Origin of the sequence: Mucilaginibacter sp., from assembly GCF_965277465.1 — a bacterium.
GTDB lineage: Bacteria > Bacteroidota > Bacteroidia > Sphingobacteriales > Sphingobacteriaceae > Mucilaginibacter.
This window is the reverse complement of sequence record NZ_CBDICW010000001.1, coordinates 1438730-1459148: the sequence shown is the minus strand read 5'-3', so window position 1 is coordinate 1459148 and position 20419 is coordinate 1438730. Positions and strand designations below refer to the sequence as shown.

21 protein-coding genes and 1 pseudogene are annotated in these 20419 nt (G+C 40.8%); all 22 read right to left on the bottom strand.

Annotated features, from left to right (window positions below; all coding sequences use genetic code 11):
• Positions 1-52 precede the first annotated feature (52 nt).
• Positions 53-715, bottom strand: coding sequence for a DUF4159 domain-containing protein (locus ACQY4U_RS06700; RefSeq protein WP_428328622.1), 663 nt, complete (start codon positions 713-715; stop codon positions 53-55).
• Positions 716-1423, bottom strand: coding sequence for a 16S rRNA (uracil(1498)-N(3))-methyltransferase (locus tag ACQY4U_RS06695; RefSeq protein ID WP_428328621.1), 708 nt, complete (start codon positions 1421-1423; stop codon positions 716-718). It abuts the gene before it with no gap.
• A 10-nt stretch (positions 1424-1433) separates the two neighbouring features.
• Positions 1434-2771 (bottom strand): hemolysin family protein, encoded by a 1338-nt coding sequence (locus tag ACQY4U_RS06690; RefSeq protein ID WP_428328620.1) that lies wholly within the window; start codon positions 2769-2771, stop codon positions 1434-1436.
• 7 nt (positions 2772-2778) lie between these two features.
• The gene (locus ACQY4U_RS06685) at positions 2779-3324 is read right to left on the bottom strand and encodes an inorganic diphosphatase (RefSeq protein ID WP_428328619.1); all 546 of its coding nucleotides are present in this window, start codon (positions 3322-3324) and stop codon (positions 2779-2781) included.
• Between the two features lie 10 nt (positions 3325-3334).
• Positions 3335-3979 (bottom strand): DedA family protein, encoded by a 645-nt coding sequence (locus ACQY4U_RS06680; RefSeq protein WP_428328618.1) that lies wholly within the window; start codon positions 3977-3979, stop codon positions 3335-3337.
• A gap of 57 nt (positions 3980-4036) precedes the next feature.
• On the bottom strand, positions 4037-5416 hold the full coding sequence (locus ACQY4U_RS06675) for an NADH-quinone oxidoreductase subunit N (protein ID WP_428328617.1): 1380 nt from the start codon (positions 5414-5416) through the stop codon (positions 4037-4039).
• Positions 5416-6879, bottom strand: coding sequence for a complex I subunit 4 family protein (locus ACQY4U_RS06670; protein WP_428328616.1), 1464 nt, complete (start codon positions 6877-6879; stop codon positions 5416-5418). Before ACQY4U_RS06670 ends, ACQY4U_RS06675 begins: the two co-directional genes overlap by 1 nt.
• A gap of 26 nt (positions 6880-6905) precedes the next feature.
• Positions 6906-8810 carry an NADH-quinone oxidoreductase subunit L gene (gene nuoL / locus ACQY4U_RS06665; protein ID WP_428328615.1) on the bottom strand — a complete coding sequence of 635 codons (1905 nt, stop codon included), beginning with the start codon at positions 8808-8810 and terminating at the stop codon, positions 6906-6908.
• Positions 8811-8933: 123 nt separating this feature from the next.
• A complete protein-coding gene (gene nuoK, locus ACQY4U_RS06660) occupies positions 8934-9263 on the bottom strand; it encodes an NADH-quinone oxidoreductase subunit NuoK (RefSeq protein WP_428328614.1) in 330 nt (109 codons plus the stop codon).
• Positions 9263-9759: pseudogene (locus tag ACQY4U_RS06655) on the bottom strand (NADH-quinone oxidoreductase subunit J family protein). The gene nuoK and the pseudogene ACQY4U_RS06655 overlap by 1 nt, the downstream one beginning before the upstream one ends.
• A 60-nt stretch (positions 9760-9819) precedes the next feature.
• Positions 9820-10317: a NuoI/complex I 23 kDa subunit family protein gene (locus tag ACQY4U_RS06650; protein WP_428328613.1), complete on the bottom strand. Its 498-nt coding sequence runs from the start codon at positions 10315-10317 to the stop codon at positions 9820-9822.
• Between the two features lie 4 nt (positions 10318-10321).
• Positions 10322-11365: an NADH-quinone oxidoreductase subunit NuoH gene (nuoH, locus tag ACQY4U_RS06645; protein WP_428328612.1), complete on the bottom strand. Its 1044-nt coding sequence runs from the start codon at positions 11363-11365 to the stop codon at positions 10322-10324.
• Positions 11365-12366 (bottom strand): 2Fe-2S iron-sulfur cluster-binding protein, encoded by a 1002-nt coding sequence (locus ACQY4U_RS06640; RefSeq protein ID WP_428328611.1) that lies wholly within the window; start codon positions 12364-12366, stop codon positions 11365-11367. The genes nuoH and ACQY4U_RS06640 overlap by 1 nt, the downstream gene beginning before the upstream one ends.
• An 88-nt stretch (positions 12367-12454) precedes the next feature.
• Positions 12455-13816 (bottom strand): NADH-quinone oxidoreductase subunit NuoF, encoded by a 1362-nt coding sequence (gene nuoF, locus ACQY4U_RS06635; protein WP_428328610.1) that lies wholly within the window; start codon positions 13814-13816, stop codon positions 12455-12457.
• Positions 13816-14340, bottom strand: a complete 525-nt coding sequence (gene nuoE, locus ACQY4U_RS06630) for an NADH-quinone oxidoreductase subunit NuoE (RefSeq protein WP_428328609.1) — start codon at positions 14338-14340, stop codon at positions 13816-13818. The genes nuoF and nuoE overlap by 1 nt, the downstream gene beginning before the upstream one ends.
• On the bottom strand, positions 14333-15544 hold the full coding sequence (locus ACQY4U_RS06625; RefSeq protein WP_428328608.1) for an NADH-quinone oxidoreductase subunit D: 1212 nt from the start codon (positions 15542-15544) through the stop codon (positions 14333-14335). The genes nuoE and ACQY4U_RS06625 overlap by 8 nt, the downstream gene beginning before the upstream one ends.
• Before the next feature lie 2 nt (positions 15545-15546).
• The gene (locus ACQY4U_RS06620) at positions 15547-16050 is read right to left on the bottom strand and encodes an NADH-quinone oxidoreductase subunit C (protein ID WP_428328607.1); all 504 of its coding nucleotides are present in this window, start codon (positions 16048-16050) and stop codon (positions 15547-15549) included.
• A complete protein-coding gene (locus tag ACQY4U_RS06615; RefSeq protein WP_428328606.1) occupies positions 16050-16592 on the bottom strand; it encodes an NADH-quinone oxidoreductase subunit B in 543 nt (180 codons plus the stop codon). The genes ACQY4U_RS06620 and ACQY4U_RS06615 overlap by 1 nt, the downstream gene beginning before the upstream one ends.
• Positions 16593-16876: 284 nt before the next feature.
• Positions 16877-17248 carry an NADH-quinone oxidoreductase subunit A gene (locus ACQY4U_RS06610; protein ID WP_428328605.1) on the bottom strand — a complete coding sequence of 124 codons (372 nt, stop codon included), beginning with the start codon at positions 17246-17248 and terminating at the stop codon, positions 16877-16879.
• 79 nt (positions 17249-17327) lie between these two features.
• Positions 17328-19061, bottom strand: coding sequence for a tetratricopeptide repeat protein (locus ACQY4U_RS06605; protein WP_428328604.1), 1734 nt, complete (start codon positions 19059-19061; stop codon positions 17328-17330).
• A 225-nt stretch (positions 19062-19286) separates the two neighbouring features.
• Complete coding sequence (locus ACQY4U_RS06600; RefSeq protein WP_428328603.1) at positions 19287-20210, bottom strand: PstS family phosphate ABC transporter substrate-binding protein; 924 nt, start codon at positions 20208-20210, stop codon at positions 19287-19289.
• Positions 20200-20331 carry a hypothetical protein gene (locus tag ACQY4U_RS06595; protein WP_428328602.1) on the bottom strand — a complete coding sequence of 44 codons (132 nt, stop codon included), beginning with the start codon at positions 20329-20331 and terminating at the stop codon, positions 20200-20202. The genes ACQY4U_RS06600 and ACQY4U_RS06595 overlap by 11 nt, the downstream gene beginning before the upstream one ends.
• Positions 20332-20419 lie beyond the last annotated feature (88 nt).

Sequence of the window (20419 nt, the reverse complement as noted above, 5' to 3'; positions counted from 1 at the left end):
CACTGTAATTAATCGGTGCAATTAAAAATAGCAGTAAAAAAATCTGTGATCCTTATTGTGTTAATACGTACTGTATTAAGTTTGCACCCATTTTAAGGGCCTTTATACGGTTTTCCTGCGTATCATTAGCGTAGGTACCATAATCCTCCCAGCCGTTGCCTAAATCGCATTCATAGGTATAAAAACACACCAGCCGTCCTTTGTAGATCAGGCCAAAACCCTGTGGGCGTTTACCATCATGCTCGTGAATTTTCGGCAAGCCCATCGGGAAGCTGTATTTTTGATGATAAATGGGGTGATTAAGCGGCAGCTCCACAAAATCAAGCTCGGGGAATACCTTTTTCATTTGCGGACGCACAAACTGATCGAGGCCATAATTATCGTCAATATGCAAAAAGCCACCGCCTGTTAAATATTTACGCAGGTTACGAACCTCCTGATCTGAGAAGATCACATTGCCGTGCCCTGTCATAAATATAAACGGATAGTTGAACAACTCGGCACTACCGGCTTCAACAACCTCATCTTCGGGCTGAAAATTGGTTTTCAGGTTATCGTTACAAAACTTAATCAGGTTTGGCAATGCGGTTCTGTCGCCATACCAATCGCCGCCACCATTATATTTAAGCTTAGCCATTTTATAGGCAGGTCTATTAAAGCTGCTGATGGTAATCAGCAGCAAAAAAGCAAACCCGGTATAAAAGGCTTTTTTCATTTATCGGTTCAAAAAGTTGGCTTCAAAACAAGCTTCCAATGCGGCGGTTTCTGTTCTTAACCTGCTTTCACCTAAAGTTATGGCTTTAAAACCATTTTGCAAAGCGCTATCAATCTCCCCTGGCGAAAAATCACCCTCCGGGCCAATCAATACCAGGTAGCGGCCATTGCTTAGTGCATCAACCTTAAGATTGGTTTTATCTCCATCCTCGCAATGGGCAATATACTTTTGCCCCTCAAATGGTTTAGCAATAAACTTATCATAAGCCATTGCCTCATTTAAAATGGGATGATATGCCTTAAGAGACTGCTTAATAGCTGAGGTAATGATCTTATTTAAGCGCTCCACTTTCGCATCCTTTCGTTCTGACCGCTGGCAGATGATCAATGAGATCTCATCGATACCTATCTCGGTGGCCTTTTCTAAAAACCATTCAATACGCTCAATATTTTTTGTGGGTGCAATGGCTATATGCAGGTAATGGTTACGCTTGTTAAACTCCGTAACTACCGAGTTGATCTGCAGGATCACTCTTTTAGGGTGCGCATCTTTTATGCTGGCATTGTAAAGGCCGCCTTTGCCATCAATCAACTGTACCTCGCTGCCTGCATCAAGGCGCAATACACGGATACAGTGTTTGCTTTCCTCTTCGCTCAAAAAATATTGCGGGTGCGATGGGTTAATATCGGGGGTGTAAAAAAGTTGCATACTTGGCAGATTAATGTAAATCTACAGCATCTTCCTCATTTATCAGTAATTCGAGCTTTACTGATTCGATATTTTGATCAGATTTCTTTAATACGGTAATGTTATAGCCGTTTGACTCCTTTTGCTCGCCTACGTCAGGGATCTTACCAAAAATATCACCCAACCAGCCCGAAACGGTATCAAAATCTCCATCCTCAGGCAGATCGTGCGGTAAATGGCCGTTCACATCGTAAATAGGTGCAAGGGCATTCACAATAAATTCACGCTCGTTCACCACTTCTACAATTGGCTTTTCCTCATCGTATTCGTCCTGTATCTCACCTACTAATTCTTCAACAATATCCTCCAGGGTAACCATACCTGCTGTACCGCCAAACTCGTCGGATACGATGGCAATCTGGATCCGCTTTTGTTGCAGCTCGGCCATCAGATCATTGATCTTTTTGGTTTCGGGGATAAAGTATGGTTTGCGGATAATATTTTTCAGGATGATCTCTTCATTACGGGCCAGCAAAGGCAAAATATCCTTGGCGTGTACTATACCTATAATTTTATCAATAACATCATCATAAACCGGCATACGCGAGTAGCCTTCGGTTATGATGATTTGCAATAGTTCTTCCGTATCGGTATTAATATCAACGCCCGATATTTTGGTACGGGGCACCATGATATTTTTTACTACACGCTCGTTAAAGTCAAACACATTCTGAATCAACTCATGTTCGTTAGAGTCGAGCGCACCAGTTTCTTTACCCTGGTCAAGCAGGTATTGCAGTTCTTCTGAGCTGTGTACCGCTTCGCCTTGCAATGGATTGATGCCTATCATCCTTAAAACAAAGTTGGCTACATTATTTAACAGCCAAATAATAGGCTTAAACACGGCAAAGAAAAACCTTAACGGCAGCGATATAGCCATAACGGTACGTACCGATCTTTGGATGGCTATAGACTTAGGTGCTAACTCTCCAAATATGATATGGAACGTTGTGATAAGCGCAAAGGCCACCACATGGCTGGTATTGATGATAAATGTGGATTGGATAGGTACGCCGAACAACAGGAAGATCCTGAATATTATTTTGGTGAACACATCCTGCCCAACTACACCCAGCCCTAACGAAGCAATGGTTACCCCTAACTGCGTTGCAGCAAGATAACCATCTAAATTATGCATTATACTACGGGCTATTTTGGCAACATTGCTGCCGGTTTTAGCCTTTAATTCAATCTGTGAGCCCCGAACCCTCACCATAGCAAACTCCGCAGCTACAAAAAAGCCGTTGAGCGCAACCAAAAATAAGGTAAGGAAAAGGTAGTAACCGTTTATTTCAAGATCGGGCCCCATAAATCAATTATTGGTACACAGGAAAAGTAGACTGATACAATTCCATACTCTCTTTTATCACTTTATGGGCATAACGCATACCTAATAAGTGTTCAATAGTTACGTTTTTACCTTCAAGCTTTTTATAGTCTTTAAAGAAACGAACAATTTCGGTCATCGCATGCGGAGGTAGTTCGGCAAGGTCATTAATGTAATTTACTGACATGTCGTTTTTTGCTACCGCGATGATCTTGTCATCCTGCTCGCCATTATCAACCATATGCATTACACCGATAACTTTAGCTTCGATGATTGACATAGGGAATACGTCGATAGAACAAAGTACCAAAATATCCAACGGGTCGTTATCATCGCAAAAAGTTTGCGGGATAAAGCCATAGTTAGCAGGGTACATTACTGATGAAAACAAAACACGGTCAAGCTTTAATAAGCCGGAGTCTTTATCAATTTCATACTTAGCTTTTGAACCTTTTGGTATTTCAATAATAGCGTTAACAATTTCAGGAACATTATTACCAGGAGATACCTGGTGCCATGGGTGTTGAGTACTCATTTAAGTTATTTTATTTTAGTTCTTTAATATTTCGCCTGTTTACACATTGCCTTATAAAAGCCATAATAAGCGGAATTGTTGTAATTATTATCAATCCGATAATAATATACTGCATATTGTCTTTCAGCTGCGGGTATCTCATACCTAAAAAATACCCAGCCAAAGTAAAAGTGTTTACCCAGGCAACACAGCCAATAATGTTGTATAATGTAAACTTTTTAAGGTCAACTTTAACAACTCCTGCAAAGATAGGTGCAAAAGTTCTAATTATCGGGAAAAATCTGCCTAAAACAATAGCCATACCGCTATATTTTGTATAAAATTCTTCGGCAAGTGTTACATATCGCTTTTTAAAAAACAAAGAATCGTTTTTATTGAAGAGTTTTGGCCCCGTTCGGTATCCAAACCAGTAGCCCGTAAAGTTGCCTAAAACGCCTGCAGCAATAAGTGAAAGTACTAATGTGTAGATGGATACGCTGAATCTGCCGGATGAGCAAAACACGCCAGCCATAAACAGGAGATAGTCCCCGGGTAAAAAAAACCCGAAAAACAGACCGGTTTCAGCAAATACAACAATAAGCAAAAAGTAAAACCCCAAGCTTATTATGGATTGAGCGTCCGTTAAATTTTGAAGATGTTCCCAAAAATTATCCATTCACTATATCCGTAAAGCTACAAATATTAAATCAATTTGTAATGCTTATGTTACAGATTATATGAGGCCCGAAATGAAAGCAGGATAAATACCGATCAGGATAGTTACCAATGCCGAGAAGCCCAGTACCAGTTTATAGTAAACCGGGATGGTTAATTCTGCACGGTCCTCATCGCGGAAATACATAGCTATAATAACCCTGAAATAGTAGAATATACTGATCACAGCGTTAACAACAGCCAATACAACCATCCATACATGATACTGGCTTAGCGCGCCGGTAAACATAAAGAACTTACCTATAAAGCCTGCTGTAAGCGGGATACCAGCTAATGATAACATGGCTATGGTTAATACAAGCGCCAGAAAAGGATTCTTTTTTGAAAGGCCGTTAAAGCTCTCGAAGTTATCGCTGCCTGATTCCTGCTGAACCAATATCAAGGCGCCAAATGCAATGATAGATGCTATAGAATAAGCCGTAGCATACACAAACACCGAATTGGCAGAACTTGCGCCTAACGCCACTATAGCAAATAATAAGTAACCAGCATGCGAAATACTTGAAAACGCCAGCATCCTTTTAAAGCTATGCTGGTAAAGTGCCGTAATATTACCAATGAACAAGGTAACAACTGTAATGATTAATAATACCGGTACCCAAAAATCAGACAGGGGTGCGAAGCAAGCAGTGAACAGGCGTAAAAACGCTGCAAAACCAGCTGTTTTAACTACTGTAGACATGAATGCAGTGATCAGCGTTGGGGAACCTTCATACACATCAGGTGTCCAGAAATGGAAAGGTGCTGCGCCTATTTTAAAGCAAAGACCAACAATAATTAACAGGATGCCTGTATAAAACATCGGGTCGATATTATGCGGGTGCTCAACAACCCAGTTACGGATAGTTTCCAGGTTAAATGAACCGCAGGTACCGTAAATCAGGGTAATACCAAACAACAGGAAACCTGTTGAAAAAGCACCCATCAGGAAATATTTTAAAGCTGCTTCGTTGGATGCAAAATCGCTCTTCTTAATACCCGCAAGGATATATAAACTTACAGACATGATCTCGATACCGATAAACATCATGGTAAGGTTATAAAAAGAAACCATTACAATAATACCCGCTAATGAGAACAATATGATAGCATAGTACTCGGCTATATGGCTGCTGATCTTTTCAAAATATCCTTTTGAAAGAAAGATGATCAGGATGGTAGTTACAATAGTAATGCCCGCAAAAACGATGGAGAAGTTATCAAACAACATCATACCATGATAAATTGGCTGTGCATTGTTGCTCCATTGTGCAATAGCACAACCTAAAGCAACCAGCAAACCAATTACAGTAACCGGTAACAAAGCTTTTTGAGCTTTATATAAACCCAGGTACAAAAGCACAATAGGTAAAACAGATATAATAATTAGAGTATTCATTATTTTACTGGTCCAAATTTTACATTCACCACATCAACCAAATGGTTTACTGCGGCTTCAGAGATATGAAGAATAGGTTGCGGATAAACACCAACAATTATAACAAGGGCGCAGATAATACCCAAAGTAAGCGTTTCTGAACCGCTGATGTCGGTAAAGGTTGCTGTAAGGGCATTGGTTTCGCCGTGCATTACTTTTTTATACATGCGCAGCATATAAACTGCACCAAATATCATGGTTGAGCCTGCTGCGGTTACCATCCATATATTCCATTGAAAAACGCTGCTCAGCAACAGGAACTCACCAATAAATCCATTGGTTAAAGGTAAAGCTACGGTACCCAATACAATGATCAGGAACGCTACGGCAAACTTAGGAGCCACTTTAGCTATTCCACCCAATTCGCTGGTATCCCTGGTATTTAAACGGCTGCTGATAATATCCCAGACAAAGAATAAACCCACCACGTTAACACCGTGTGTAAGCATCTGGATCATGGCACCCTGTACACCTTCGCGGTTCCATACAAAAATACCTGCGGCTATTAAGCCAACGTGAGCTATTGATGAGTAAGCAACCAAACGCTTACCATCTTTTTGGGTAAATGCAATAATTGAAGCATAACCAATACCTATTACGGCCAGCATAACCGTAAGGCTTTGCCATTGTAAAAAGCCAAGCGGCGCATTAGGGATCATCCAGCGGATAACGCCATAAACCCCCATCTTCAGCATTATACCGGCTAACATCATGGTACCTGCCGAAGGTGCTTCGGTATAGGTATCCGGCTGCCAGGTATGGAAAGGGAACAAAGGCATCTTGATAGCAAACGCTAAAAAGAAAGCCCAGAAAATAAATGCCTGGTGATGCGGATCGAGCGCTAAACGGTAGAACTCAAAAAGATCATAAGTTTTTGCAGGGGTTTGCAGGTACAGATAAATTATACCCAGCAACATAAATAACGAACCCGAGAACGTATAGATGAAAAACTTAATGGTAACCTTAACCCGATTTTGACCACCCCACATTGAGCAGATAAAATAGATAGGGATCAGTGCTGCTTCCCATCCTATATAAAATAAAAATCCGTCTAACGCTGTAAATACTACCAGCAGGCCAGCCTGCATAAATAATATTAAAGCGTAAAAAGCAGATGCATTTTTATACTCGTGCTTGTAAGTAGTTAAAATAATAAGCGGCACAAGTATAGTGGTAAGCAATACCATCATCATACTAATACCATCAATGCCTGCGCTAAAGTAGATACCTAATTTAGGGATCCACGGTGCACTTGTACCAAACTGAAAGGAGGCATCGGGCACAAAGCGGCTTAAGAATAATAAGGCGACCGCCAGTTCTGCAATAGCAAAAGTTAACGCCGCATGCTTAGCTGCACCGTTCTTGAATAATAAAACAGCAAGAGCCGCAATTACCGGTAAAAAAATTAAGATACTAACCGTCATTTTATATTGTAAACGCTATCGTTTTTTTATGCTTTAACCAAAATATACATCAATATGGAGATGATACCCACCACCATCATAAATATGTAAAAGCCTACATTACCTGTTTGTAATAAACGTAAACCTTTGCTTGTTTCTATAGTTCCTTTACCTAAACCATTTACAAAACCATCAATTCCTAAACGGTCAACCACTTTGTAAAAGAATACTGATAAGGCATCCAATGGCTTGCGGATAATGGTATCATATAATTCATCCAGGTAAAATTTGTGGTATGATATAGCAACCAATGCCGGGCGCTCTTCAGTATCAGCAACCGGGATGTGCGCATTTTTAACATATTTAATATAGGCATATATAATAGCAAGTATGGCACCGCCAACTGATATGCACATTAAAGTAATTTCGAACGATGATGACAATGGGGTTTGAACCATCAGCGCAGATGATCTTTCAAAAACCGGGGCAAGGAAATGCTCCAGCCAGTGATGACCACCCAATGATTCGGGTACGCCGATAAAACCACCTGCTATTGATAATACGGCTAATACAATAAGCGGTATGGTCATAGATACAGGAGATTCATGCAGGTGATGTTCCTGGTCATGCGTACCTCTAAACTTTCCGTAAAAAGTAAGGTACATCATCCTGAACATATAAAAGGCCGTAAACATTGCTGTGATAACCCCTATTACGTACATGGTAGTGCTTTGCATAAAGGCATGTGCCAGGATCTCATCCTTTGAAAAGAAACCTGCAAACGGCGGGATCCCTGAAATAGCCAGTGTACCAATCATCATGGTAGCAAAGGTTATAGGTAGCTTACCTTTTAGTCCGCCCATTTTGCGCATATCCTGCTCCCCGCTTGCTGCGTGGATAACCGAACCTGCACCCAAAAACAATAATGCCTTGAAAAATGCGTGGGTAAGTACGTGGAAAAATGCCCCGGTATAAGCGCCAACGCCTAAGCCTAAAAACATATAACCTAATTGTGATACGGTTGAATAAGCCAGTACCTTTTTAATATCTGTTTGTGATAGGGCAATCAGTGCTGCAATAACCGCAGTAGTTAAACCTACTATGGCAATTACATGAAGCGTTACCGGTGCCAGTGTAAACAAAATATTTGAGCGCGCTATCATGTAGATACCAGCTGTAACCATTGTTGCAGCGTGGATCAATGCCGAAACTGGCGTTGGGCCGGCCATTGCATCGGGCAGCCAGGTAAACAAAGGCAGCTGTGCCGATTTACCTACCGCGCCTACAAACAGCAACATGGTAATTAATACGTAAGGTGTTCCTGAATATTCGTGCGTACCTGCTAATTTAAAAACATCAGCATAGTTGGCGCTACCGAAAACAATCATGATCAGGAATATAGCGATGATAAAGCCAAGATCACCAATACGGTTCATGATGAAGGCTTTCTTTGCTGCATCGGCATAATCAGGATTAGTATACCAGAAGCCGATTAACAGGTATGAGCATAGCCCTACGCCTTCCCAGCCGATAAACATGATCAGGTAGTTGGAGCCCAATACCAGTAAAAGCATAAAGAAGATAAACAGGTTAAGGTAGGCGAAAAACTTACCAAAGCCAGCATCATCCTTCATGTAGCCCACTGAATATAAATGGATCAGGAAGCCTACCCCTGTTATAATTAACAGCATGATGGAACTTAACTGATCGATCAGAAACGCGAATGATACATTAACGCTCCCGGCAGAGAACCAGTTAAAAAGAGTTACATCAATTTGATGACCTGTAGATTTTATCTGAAGAAAAGCAGCTACACTTAAACCGAAAGAAATTAATACCAGTACACTACCGATAAACCCGATAGCTGCCTTTGGCAGGGTATTACGACCGATACCATTAATAATAAAACCGGCTAACGGTAATAAAGGAATAAGCCAGATATATTTATCCATTTTTAACTTTTATAATGCTCTTATGCAAACCTGCCCTTACGGTTAGTGCTTGCTTAGTTACCCGCAATAATGCGTATATTGTTTATTATGATTTAAAACCGGCGAGCGGCTCTAAAATTTAATTTACCACTTTAACCTGTTCAGCACATTGATGTCAATCGAATTTGTGTTCCGGTAGATCATTACAATGATGGCTAAACCTACAGCTACCTCGGCTGCTGCCAGGGCCATTATGAAAAACACAAATACCTGCCCGGTTGCATCGCCCCTGTAAACAGAGAATGCGGTTAGCAAAAGGTTAACTGAATTTAACATCAGCTCAACAGACATAAATATTACGATAGCATTACGACGTATCAATACGCCGATAACCCCTATCGAAAAAATGACAGCGCACAACAAGATGTAATGGTTAAGCGGCACGCCTTGTATATTTTTAGTTAGTGTTTCCATCAGGCAGTTTTTGTGTCTTTAGTAGCTAATAATACCGCACCCACCATTGCCGATAACAGCAATACTGAAGATACTTCAAATGGCAGTAAATATTCGTTAAACAATATTTTTCCTAAGTTTTTTACCAGGCCCAGGTCAGGGTTTGATAATACTACAGGGCCGATACCTTAAATGCTTTGGTTGCAGCAATAATTACTACTAAAAAGCAACCGCCGCCAATAAAGCCGGCTATTTTAACCAGGTTTGATTTACGCGGCTCCGATTCTTTATTCAGGTTGATGAGCATCAAAGTGTATAAGAACAACACCAGGATGGCACCCATATATACTATAAAGTTAACGATGGCCAAAAACTGGGCATTCATTAAAATATAATGGATGGTGAATGTAAAAAAGGTTAGTATAAGGTAAAGTATACTGTGTACAGGATTTTTGGCAGTAATAACCAGTATTGAAAAAAATACGGACAAAAATGCGATGAAGTAAAATGTACTCATGGTTTATATTTCAAAATACCTTTACTCCTTAAAAGAGTTGGGCAAAGGTATAAAACTTCTTTATTGATTTAAGGGAGCCTCTACTAATTTGTCTTTACCGTAAATAAAATCTTTCCTTAAATAGTCGGCCGGTACAATATCGCCATCTAAATAAATTGCTTCTTTCGGGCATGCTTCTTCGCATAAGCCGCAAAAAATACAACGCAGCATGTTTATTTCGTAAACGGCAGCGTATTTTTCTTCACGGTATAAATGCTCTTCGCCTTTCTGGCGCTCAGCAGCAGTCATGGTGATAGCTTCGGCCGGGCAAGATAGGGCGCACAAACCGCAGGCTGTGCAACGTTCCTTACCATTCTCATCGCGCTTCAGCGAGTGCATACCCCGGAAGTTTTCAGAAAACTCACGCTTTTCTTCAGGATAACTGATGGTTACAGGTTTCTTGAAAAAGTGTTTCATTGTAGTGGCCAAGCCGCCAACAATGGCAGGCAGATAGGCACGCTCTAAAAAGTTGAGCGGCTTTACTTCCAGTACTTTCTTCTTATTACTTAGTGATTCCATTTAATTACAATCCAAGGTATTTAAGTCCTGTACTCACTATACCGGTAAGTACAATATTGGCAATAGCCAAAGGTATCAATATCTTCCAGCCCAGGTCCATCAGCTGATCGTAGCGGAAACGCGGAATTGTCCAGCGTACCCACATAAAAAAGAAGATGAACATAAAAACTTTAGCAAATAATACGATAACTCCTATAATAGGCGCAATAGTTGGCCCTGTATGCGCAAGCATCCAATCCATCCCCGGATAGTTATAACCACCCCAGTATAAGGTAGCCATTACTGCCGATGAAATAAACATGTTGATATACTCTGCAAACAGGTAAAAACCAAGTTTCATTGATGAATACTCTGTATGGTAACCACCTACTAACTCTGTTTCGCACTCCGGTAAATCAAACGGGGTACGGTTGGTTTCGGCAAATGCACATACAATAAATATCAAAAAGCCTAATGGCTGGCGTATAATATTCCAGTGCCAGCTATGCTGTTGTTCGGCAATTTCCCTTAAGCTTAAGGTATTGGTTAGCATCAGCAGGGCTATGATGGATAAACCCATCGAGATTTCGTAGCTGATATTTTGTGAGGCTGCACGGATAGCGCCTAATAAAGAGTATTTATTGTTAGATGCCCAGCCGCCTATCATTACGCCATAAACGCCTAATGATACCACACCAAATATGTACAGGATACCTACGTTAATATCAGTTACCTGTAAATCAACGGTATGTGAGCCAATTACTATTTTTTGCCCCCAGGGAATAACTGCCGAACCTATACATGCGGTAAGAATAGCAAGCGATGGCCCTGCAATAAACAGGAAAGGGCTTGCATTAGTTGGGATGATCTCTTCTTTCAAAAACATCTTGCCACCATCGGCAAGGGGTTGTAAAAGTCCCCATGGGCCGGCACGGTTAGGGCCTATCCTATCCTGAAAAAATGCTGCTATTTTACGTTCAGCATAGGTAGAATACATGGCAATAACCAGGCTGATAGTGAAAATGATCACTATCAATACAAATTTAATTACTATATCTGCTAATCCCATTATAAGCGTGTATCTCGTTCAAATTGTTCTTTGTTCGCTTCCATTAATACCGGGTTTGTTTTAACAACCGGCAACGGTATAAATTCATAATGATTGGAGCTGATAACCGAGTGGTGCGATATTTTACGCGGCCCTTCAATTACCCAATCAGAAGTTTTCTTTTTATCAAAGCGGCAGGTATTGCAAATAAATTCTTCAACCTCGCCGTATTTATCTTTACGTGCTGTTACACGTAATACTTCTTCGCCTTTATACCACAGGGTTACTTTTCCGTTGCATTTTTCGTGATCGCAATCGCGGTGTGCATCAACGGGCTTGGTAAACCAAACACGATTTTTAAAGCGGAAAGTTTTATCGGTTAATGCGCCAACCGGGCAAACATCAATTACGTTTCCTGAAAAATCATTATCAACTGCTGCAGTAATATAGGTTGAGATCTCTGAATGATCGCCCCTGTTCAATATCCCGTGGATACGGTGATCAGTGATCTGATCGGCAGTGAACACACAACGGTAGCAAAGTATGCAGCGTGTCATGTGCAGCTGTATTTTATCACCAATGTCTATTTTTTCAAATGTACGGCGGTCAAATTCATAACGTGTTTTAGCTGATCCATGCTCAAAACCCAGATTCTGAAGATCACACTCACCAGCCTGATCGCAAATTGGGCAATCCAGCGGGTGGTTAAGCAATAGTATTTCAACAATACCCCTGCGCGCCTCTACCACCTCGGGCGAAGTAATATTCTGTACCTCCATACCATCCATTACAGGGGTACGGCATGATGCTACCAGCTTAGGCATAGGGCGCGGATCTTTTTCTGATCCTTTGCTCACCTTTACAAGGCAAGTACGGCATTTACCGCCGCTGCCTTCCAGCTTGGAATAATAGCACATAGCAGGCGGAACAATATCTCCCCCTATTTGCCTTGCGGCATTAAGGATGCTTGTTCCTGGTTCTACTTCAACGGGTATTCCGTCTATGGTTACTTTAACTGACATTCTGTATTAGTCAAAATTATCTTTTTCTCTTCCTTTTACCTTAAGCAAATCCACCCCGTATAGTTCGGGATTGCTTTTTAAGCCATACTTAAACTACTTCTTCCTTTTTTGGAAGCGGATCAGCATAATGTGCTATTCCGTAGTTGCGGGTTATGGCTTCGGCACCATTAGTTACATGCCACTCAAACTCATCCCTGAAATGGCGGATAGCACTTGCCACCGGCCATGCTGCTGCATCACCCAGCGGACAAATCGTATTGCCTTCAATTTTTTTAGATACATCAACCAAAAGATCCATATCGCTCAATTTACCGTGGCCATGCTCCAGGCGGTGCAATACTTTTTCCATCCACCCGGTACCCTCACGGCATGGCGAACATTGTCCGCAGCTTTCGTGGTGATAAAAACGGGTAAAGTTCCAGGTATTACGTACAATGCACTGGTCTTCGTCAAACGCAATAAAACCGCCAGATCCCATCATGGTACCACTAACAAAACCACCATCGGCCAATGATTCATAGCTCATTAAGCGAGGCTCGTTATTGATAGTTTTCATGAACAGGTTAGCCGGCAAAATTGGCACTGATGATCCACCTGCAACAACCGCTTTAAGGCGTTTGCCATTTGCTATACCGCCGCAATATTCATCGGAGTACAAAAACTCTTCAACAGGTAAGCCAAGGTCAATTTCATAAACGCCGGGGTTCTTTACATTACCGCCTGCCGAAATTAGTTTGGTACCTGTGCTGCGGCCTACGCCTACTTTAGCATATTCTTCGCCACCCTCGTTAATAATAGGTACTACTGCGGCAATTGATTCAACATTGTTAACCACTGTTGGGCAACCATACAAACCAGCAATAGCCGGAAATGGAGGTTTAATGCGCGGGTTACCGCGTTTACCTTCTAATGATTCAAGCAGGGCAGTTTCTTCGCCGCAGATGTATGCACCGCCACCGGGTTGTACATAAAGCTCAAGGTCATAACCGCTGCCTAATATATTTTTTCCTAAAAATCCTTTACTTTTTGCTTCCGCGATAGCTCTTTCCAGTATCCTGATCTGCGGCATCATTTCACCACGAACGTAGATGTATGATGTTTTAGCACCCAGCGCATAGCTGGCAACTATCATACCCTCAACTAATAAGTGAGGGATGTGGGTCATTAAATAACGATCCTTAAATGTACCGGGTTCTGATTCATCAGCATTACAAACCAGGTAACGTGCAACACCCTCCGGCTTAGCCAAAAAGCTCCACTTCATCCCGGTAGGAAAACCTGCACCACCACGGCCACGCAGCCCGGATTTTTTAACCTCTTCAACCACATCATCAGGCGACATAGTTTTCAAAGCTTTTTCAACCGAGGCATAACCACCCTTTTGGCGATAAACATCAAAAGTATTGATGCCCGGTACGTTGATATGTTCTAAAAGTAATTTACGTGCCATTAGTTGTTACCCTTTACTTTTAAATCGGCAATTAAATGATCAACCGATTGCGGTGTCAAATTCTCATAAAAAGTATATTCAGGGCCAATTTGTAAAACCGGTCCAAAACCACATGCAGCAAGGCATTCAACTCCGCGCCAGCTAAATAAGCCGTCGGCAGTAACTTCGCCTTCCTTAACACCCAGTTTTTGTTCAATATAATCCATTATTTTTTCGGCACCTACCAGGCAGCAAGGCCCGGTACGGCAAACCTCCAGTGCATATTTGCCCTGCGGGCGCATAAAATACATACTGTAAAATGTTGCTACCTCGTATACTTCAATATCCTGTATTTTCAGATACTCGGCTACCTTATCCATCGCTGCCGAACTTAGCCAGCCAAACTCGGCCTGTACCAAATGCAGGATAGGCAGTAAAGCTGATTTTTGTTTCCCTTCGGGATAACGGCTTACTATATCATCAAACTTAGCAATCAGTTCCGGAGTAAATGCTACCGGCACCTGTGTTTCTTCAACTCTAAGCATCTAACTCTCCGGCTATTATGTTTAAACTACTCATGTTAATAATCGCATCAGACAATAACATACCGCGGCTCATAGGTGCATACATCTGGTAGTTGATGAAACTTGGCCTGCGGAAATGCAGACGGTATGGCGAACGACCGCCATCATTAACCAGATAAAACCCTAATTCACCATTTGCACCCTCAACCGAATGATAAACCTCGGTTGTTGGGGTTGGCACCTCGCCCATCACTATTTTAAAGTGATAAATCAAAGCTTCCATGTTATTATATACTTCCTCTTTTGGAGGCAGGTAAAATTCAGGTACATCAGCATGGAAAATATCCTTCGGCTCTTTTTCCAGCTTAACCAAAGCTTGTTCAATAATGCGCAGGCTCTGCCACATTTCTTCATTACGTACTAAATAGCGGCTGTAAACATCGCCATTGGTACCTACGGGTACTTCAAAATCAAAATCTTCGTAGGATGAGTAAGGGTTCATAGCCCTTACATCGTAATCAACACCGGCAGCACGCAGTAAAGGGCCGCTCCAGCTGTAGTTTAAAGCATCCTCAACAGTTACGGCACCTACATCCTTAGTACGATCTATAAAGATGCGGTTACGGTTAAACAGCGATTCAAATTCTCTGAGCGTCTTAGGGAAATCTGCTAAAAACTTATTCAGCTTGCTAAAAGCAATGGTATTAAAGTTACGTTCAAAACCACCTATACGGCCAATGTTTGTTGTTAAGCGCGAGCCGCAGATCTCTTCGTAGATCTCGTAAATAGACTCGCGAAACTCCATCATGTAAAGGAAACCTGTAAAGGCACCGGTATCAACCCCTAATACACCGTTACAAATAATGTGATCGCTGATGCGGGCAAGCTCCATGATAATTACACGCAGGTAATCAACACGTTTTGGGGTTTTAATATCCAATAGCTTTTCAACTGTCATATGCCAGCCCATATTGTTTATGGGCGATGAGCAATAGTTTAGCCTGTCGGTTAGCGGGGTTATCTGATAAAATGGCCTGTGTTCGGCAATTTTTTCAAATGCGCGGTGTATGTAACCTATGGTGGATACGCCGCTTACAATTCTTTCACCATCCAATTGCAGCACATTTTGAAATACACCGTGTGTTGCAGGGTGGGTTGGCCCTAAATTTAGGGTTGAAAGCTCATTTTGCGGATCGTTATCTGTATATACCGGATGGTTCTGCATTCTTATCTTCCAAAAAAGTAATCTTTTTTATCAACTCGGTTAGGGTCTTCCAACGGAAATTCTTTTCGCATCGGGAAAGCTGTCATATCGTCAACATTTAATATCCTGCGTAAATCCGGGTGGCCGTCAAATATAACCCCGAAAAAATCGTAGGTTTCTCTTTCCATCCAGTTTGCACCATTCCAAATGGATGATGCGGTAGGGATATGCACATCGCTATCGGTTAAAAAAACCTTAAGGCGGATGCGTACATTATTAACCAGGCTGTGCAGGTGATAAATAACACCTATTTGTTTTTCCTGCTGCGGATAATGTATAGCTGTAATATCTGTTAAATATATAAATTGAAGAACGGGCTCATTTTTCAGATACGTTAACAGATCAATGATCTGCTCCCCACTGGTTTCCAGCGTAAGCAAACCATAAGGCTCGCCAACTACGGTAAACTGATCCTGAAACCTGCCGCTGATCTTTTGTAAAAGCTCTTCGTTAGTTATCTTACCCATTATTGTATTCCGTATGATGCTAATAGTTTTTGGTATTCCGGCTCATTTCTGCGGCGTACGCTTTCTGTTTTCACCAATTCCTGTATGTTCATAAAGCCATCAATAATAGCTTCCGGACGCGGAGGGCATCCCGGAACATAAACATCAACAGGGATAATTTCGTCAATACCCTGTAAAACAGAGTAAGTATCAAATATACCACCGCTTGATGCGCAGGCACCAACAGCCATTACCCAACGGGGCTCGGCCATTTGTAAATATACCTGCCTTAAAACCGGACCCATTTTTTTTGCGATTGTGCCCATCACCATCAAAAGATCGGCCTGGCGCGGAGAAAAGCTTAAGCGCTCGGCCCCAAATCTCGAAAGATCATAATGGGAAGCCATTGTGGCCATAAACTCAATACCACAGCATGATGTTGCAAATGGTAATGGCCATAATGAATTTGCGCGTGCTAAACCTACTGCCTTATCAAGCGAAGTAGCAAAGAAACCTGCTCCTTCTACGCCTGCGGGGGAATCAACTAATTGAATATCACTCATGATTCTATTTGATACAAAAACCCATCCATTTTGGGTCAGCAATGTTTTATTGTAAAGCCCGGGTATAAATGGTATACCTTGTAATTGCCTTTAATAAAAGCGTATTATAACTGACACTTTAATAAGGCAAATTTACAACAAATTATAACGTAAGATATACACTATGCAACAAGGTGATTATATTTAGAATTATTCTAAACAGGTAAATCATCTAATTATTGCCAAACCCTTAAAATATTTTCCTTGCCCTTTCGGGGTTGATGGGTTTGTTTATAAAAGATGGGTTAATCCCAATCTAAAGCACCTTTTTTTATTACATAGATAAAGCCGGCCAACAGCGTACCCATAAAGATGAACATATCAATCATACCCTGGTTACCCAGATCTCTGAAGTTTACTGCCCATGGGTACATAAAAATAACCTCCACATCAAACAATACAAAAAGGATAGCAACCAAAAAGTACTTGATTGATATTGGAGTACGCGCGTTACCTACCACCTCAATACCTGATTCAAATGGTGTTAACTTATCTTTAGTTGCACGTTTAGGACCAATTTTGTGAGTTATCAACATAACGAGAACCACAAAACCCAAAGCAACCAGCATTTGGAAAATGATGGGCAGGTAATTAATAGGTAAACTTTGAACTTCCATGCTGCAAATATACAAATGCAACTACAATAAAAAAGCCCTATGATAAATCATAGGGCTCCTTCTATTTATAATAATTGAATTATTTAGTTTTTCCGGCACCTTTTTTCTGGAAGAAATACACTACCTGATTATTGGTAGGGTCCATTTCCTTAGCTTTTGTATACAAATCAAGTGCTTTAGCCTGATCCTTTTCCTTATTTTCGGCATAGTTACCTAAATAAGCATAAGCATTTGCCAGGCTTAATTTAGTTTTATCATCAGGCGTACCCTTTGCTAAAACCAGTTGAATATACTGTTCGTAGTAAGGTTTAGCTAAACCCTTAATGTTGTTCCTGTCATTATCCTCATAATCCTTAATGTAAGCATGATATAATGCAACAGATGCATTTGGTTTTGCAGCCTTGTGCTCTACGTATGAATAAGCAGAATCAGCTCTGATTAATAGTAAAGTATCAGCTTTATAATTTTTATCCTTTTTAGCTTTATCTAAATCGTCAGTATAAGCCTGGAAGTAACTGAATCCTTCTTTAAAGTGATCATTAAGAGTAGCTGAACGCGATTTCTCACCGAATTTATGATAAGCTTCAGCAGCTTCTTTGTATTTACCTATCTGGTATAATGATTTTGCAATATCGCCATAAATATCACCTTGGGTGGTATCCATAGTTAAGGCTTTACGCAGGTTCATTACGCCCATTGAATCCTTTTTCATGGCTATATCAATACGGCCTAAGTACAAGTAATCATTTGGCAATACACGTTTATCGCCAGCTTGAGTTACCCATTTGCTCATGGCTGTTTCTGCAGCAGGGTAATCCTTATTTTCGTAAGCTGCATAGCCTAAATAACGGTAAACCCTTAAGTTACTTTTTGCTGATGCAGTAAGATCGGAGGCTACTTTTTGCAGCGTAACATAATCTTTAGCCCTGATCAGGAAATCGGCATAACGCATTTGCGTTTCAACTGAATAATCAGTTAAGCTAATGTATTTTTTAAAGTTTTCAACGGCTTCTTTAACCTTTGCATCATACTGTGTAGGTTCTTTACCTGCCCAGCGCACATCAGTTTCAGCCCACTCGCGGTAAGCAGGGCCGTAGTTGGCATCACTTGCCAATGCTGCCTGAAATTGCTTTTGCGAATCTTCAAAGTTATCAGCATATCTCCACAATACACCGGTAGCTACGTTAGCTGCTGCTGATTTTGGATCAATGGCCAATGCTGCCGAATAGTTATCGTAAGCATCGTTACTTTTTAATTGTGAACGGTAAGCATCACCCAGGGCAATAAGCAATTCAACATCTTTTGGATTGATGGTTTTTCCTTTGGTTAAAACCGCAATAGCTGCGTCGGCATCTGCAGGGGCAATTGCTGATCCGTTTGGACCAACCACAGCGCCGCTAACCGGTAACAAATAACCTAAACCTGCATACAGGTAAGGTTTGCTGTTTTTACCAGCCAATGCAATTGCCTGGTTAAAGTTTGTTGCAGCTGTGCTGTTATCTTTTTCAACATGTGCTGCTGCGCCTAAACCATCATAGTTTAAGGCAGATTTACTGTTTACTGCAATACCTTTGTTAAAGGCCGCTTTTGCCGAGTCGGTATAATCTTGTTTCAGATAAACCCATCCCAGGTAAAAAAAGTTCTCGTCCTTATCTGCCTGCGTGGTAGTAAGGTTTTTTAGCATCGATTTGGCTTTTTGATACTGCTCTGCGTCGATAGCCTTTTTTGCATCGGCTAAACTTTGCGCAAAAACTGATGAGCCTAATAACACCAATCCCAATCCTGCGCCAGCTATTTTACTGATCATTTTCATTTTGAGTAATTTTGTTTTTAAGACAATGAAGAATTTGAGCTGTTTTGTTTATTGGGCTCATACTAATCACCGGATTAATCATTCATTTTAGTTAATATTTAGCGATACCCAAAAGGCCACACCGTTGTTTAATAGTTTATTTTTAGCAGGAGTATAAAGTTAATATTTCCCCGGCAATATAATACTTATTAGATTGTATTATTAGTTATAAGTTTAATACAACTGTTATTGTTTTATTTTTGATACAACATTAATTTCCCTGCCGGGTATCTCATCAGGCAATAGCCCTGATTTTAAAATTATACGTTGTCCGCGGTCACTGCTTATAAAGGCAGCAAATTTCATACCCAAACCAAAATTACCAGTACAATTTAAAATATACAAATTGCGGGTTAACGGATATTGCTTTAAAGCAAGTGTATTTTGCGAAGGTGCGTAATACTGATCTGATTTGCTTTTAGCACCATCATCCTTAACCGAAACAATTTTAACCTTTGCAACTGCATCTGCATAATCCTTATCAGGGTCATTAAGCCAGCTAAACCCCGTGATACCTATGGCATTGGGGTTTTCACTAACGTATTTAATAACATCCTTATTTGATTTAAGCGCGTAAATGTTTTTTTGTTTCAGATCATTATTACCTGAAAGCTCTTTCAGGTACCTTACCAAACCAGAGTTAGGATTATCAAAAACGATATTTTTGTCCTGTTTAGTATTGCCGTTAAGCATTTTTTTAATATCGCTTACCGTAATGGTGGTGTCATTTGATGCCTGGTTAACAATTAAGGTAACTGCATCAATGGCAAAACGGTTTACAATAGGCTTTAAATTGCGGGTAGCTAACTCCTGGTATTCGGGTTTGGTTAAATCTCGCGACAGGATGGCTATCCTTACCGTATCTTCGAGCAACAGGTTGATCACTGTACTTTCGGGCCCGTAAATGATCCTCGGCTTAACATCGTTGTAGATCGCCTTAAAAACGTAGAGTTCTTCGTCAACAATAGGGCGAAAAGATTCGTCGACGGTTATCTGTGCATTATTATTGGTAAAACGATCCAGATTATCTTTCTTCTCTTTTTGTTTACAGCCTTGAAAAACGGTCAGTAAAACCAAACCAGTAAGTAATAATTTAAAATTATTCTTCATCCGGGTCTTTCTTTAATATTCTTGAGAAACGTAAAACACCATAAATAATTAAAACTGAGCCAATAACAATTTTCTGGGTTTTTGACATGCTGGGCAGCATCAGGTCCCAAAAAATGATCATCCCGCCTAAAGTACACACACATATAAATGTTGCGACTCCTAAAATAAGCAAAAACCGCCTTTTGAGCGATTTTTGCTTTTTATTGTTC

Excerpts from the sequence above, each read along its gene's own strand:
- nuoH (WP_428328612.1), bottom strand. The coding sequence starts at position 11,365 with ATGGGATTAGCAGATATAGTAATTAAATTTGTATTGATAGTGATCATT.
- nuoF (WP_428328610.1), bottom strand. The coding sequence starts at position 13,816 with ATGGCACGTAAATTACTTTTAGAACATATCAACGTACCGGGCATCAAT.
- ACQY4U_RS06700 (WP_428328622.1), bottom strand. The coding sequence starts at position 715 with ATGAAAAAAGCCTTTTATACCGGGTTTGCTTTTTTGCTGCTGATTACC.
- ACQY4U_RS06600 (WP_428328603.1), bottom strand. The coding sequence starts at position 20,210 with ATGAAGAATAATTTTAAATTATTACTTACTGGTTTGGTTTTACTGACC.
- ACQY4U_RS06670 (WP_428328616.1), bottom strand. The coding sequence starts at position 6,879 with ATGACGGTTAGTATCTTAATTTTTTTACCGGTAATTGCGGCTCTTGCT.
- ACQY4U_RS06650 (WP_428328613.1), bottom strand. The coding sequence starts at position 10,317 with ATGGAATCACTAAGTAATAAGAAGAAAGTACTGGAAGTAAAGCCGCTC.
- nuoE (WP_428328609.1), bottom strand. The coding sequence starts at position 14,340 with ATGCTTAGAGTTGAAGAAACACAGGTGCCGGTAGCATTTACTCCGGAA.
- ACQY4U_RS06695 (WP_428328621.1), bottom strand. The coding sequence starts at position 1,423 with ATGCAACTTTTTTACACCCCCGATATTAACCCATCGCACCCGCAATAT.
- ACQY4U_RS06625 (WP_428328608.1), bottom strand. The coding sequence starts at position 15,544 with ATGCAGAACCATCCGGTATATACAGATAACGATCCGCAAAATGAGCTT.
- nuoL (WP_428328615.1), bottom strand. The coding sequence starts at position 8,810 with ATGGATAAATATATCTGGCTTATTCCTTTATTACCGTTAGCCGGTTTT.
- ACQY4U_RS06690 (WP_428328620.1), bottom strand. The coding sequence starts at position 2,771 with ATGGGGCCCGATCTTGAAATAAACGGTTACTACCTTTTCCTTACCTTA.
- ACQY4U_RS06675 (WP_428328617.1), bottom strand. The coding sequence starts at position 5,416 with ATGAATACTCTAATTATTATATCTGTTTTACCTATTGTGCTTTTGTAC.
- ACQY4U_RS06685 (WP_428328619.1), bottom strand. The coding sequence starts at position 3,324 with ATGAGTACTCAACACCCATGGCACCAGGTATCTCCTGGTAATAATGTT.
- ACQY4U_RS06640 (WP_428328611.1), bottom strand. The coding sequence starts at position 12,366 with ATGTCAGTTAAAGTAACCATAGACGGAATACCCGTTGAAGTAGAACCA.
- ACQY4U_RS06620 (WP_428328607.1), bottom strand. The coding sequence starts at position 16,050 with ATGGGTAAGATAACTAACGAAGAGCTTTTACAAAAGATCAGCGGCAGG.
- ACQY4U_RS06595 (WP_428328602.1), bottom strand. The coding sequence starts at position 20,331 with ATGATCATTTTTTGGGACCTGATGCTGCCCAGCATGTCAAAAACCCAG.
- ACQY4U_RS06605 (WP_428328604.1), bottom strand. The coding sequence starts at position 19,061 with ATGAAAATGATCAGTAAAATAGCTGGCGCAGGATTGGGATTGGTGTTA.
- ACQY4U_RS06615 (WP_428328606.1), bottom strand. The coding sequence starts at position 16,592 with ATGAGTGATATTCAATTAGTTGATTCCCCCGCAGGCGTAGAAGGAGCA.
- ACQY4U_RS06610 (WP_428328605.1), bottom strand. The coding sequence starts at position 17,248 with ATGGAAGTTCAAAGTTTACCTATTAATTACCTGCCCATCATTTTCCAA.
- nuoK (WP_428328614.1), bottom strand. The coding sequence starts at position 9,263 with ATGGAAACACTAACTAAAAATATACAAGGCGTGCCGCTTAACCATTAC.
- ACQY4U_RS06680 (WP_428328618.1), bottom strand. The coding sequence starts at position 3,979 with ATGGATAATTTTTGGGAACATCTTCAAAATTTAACGGACGCTCAATCC.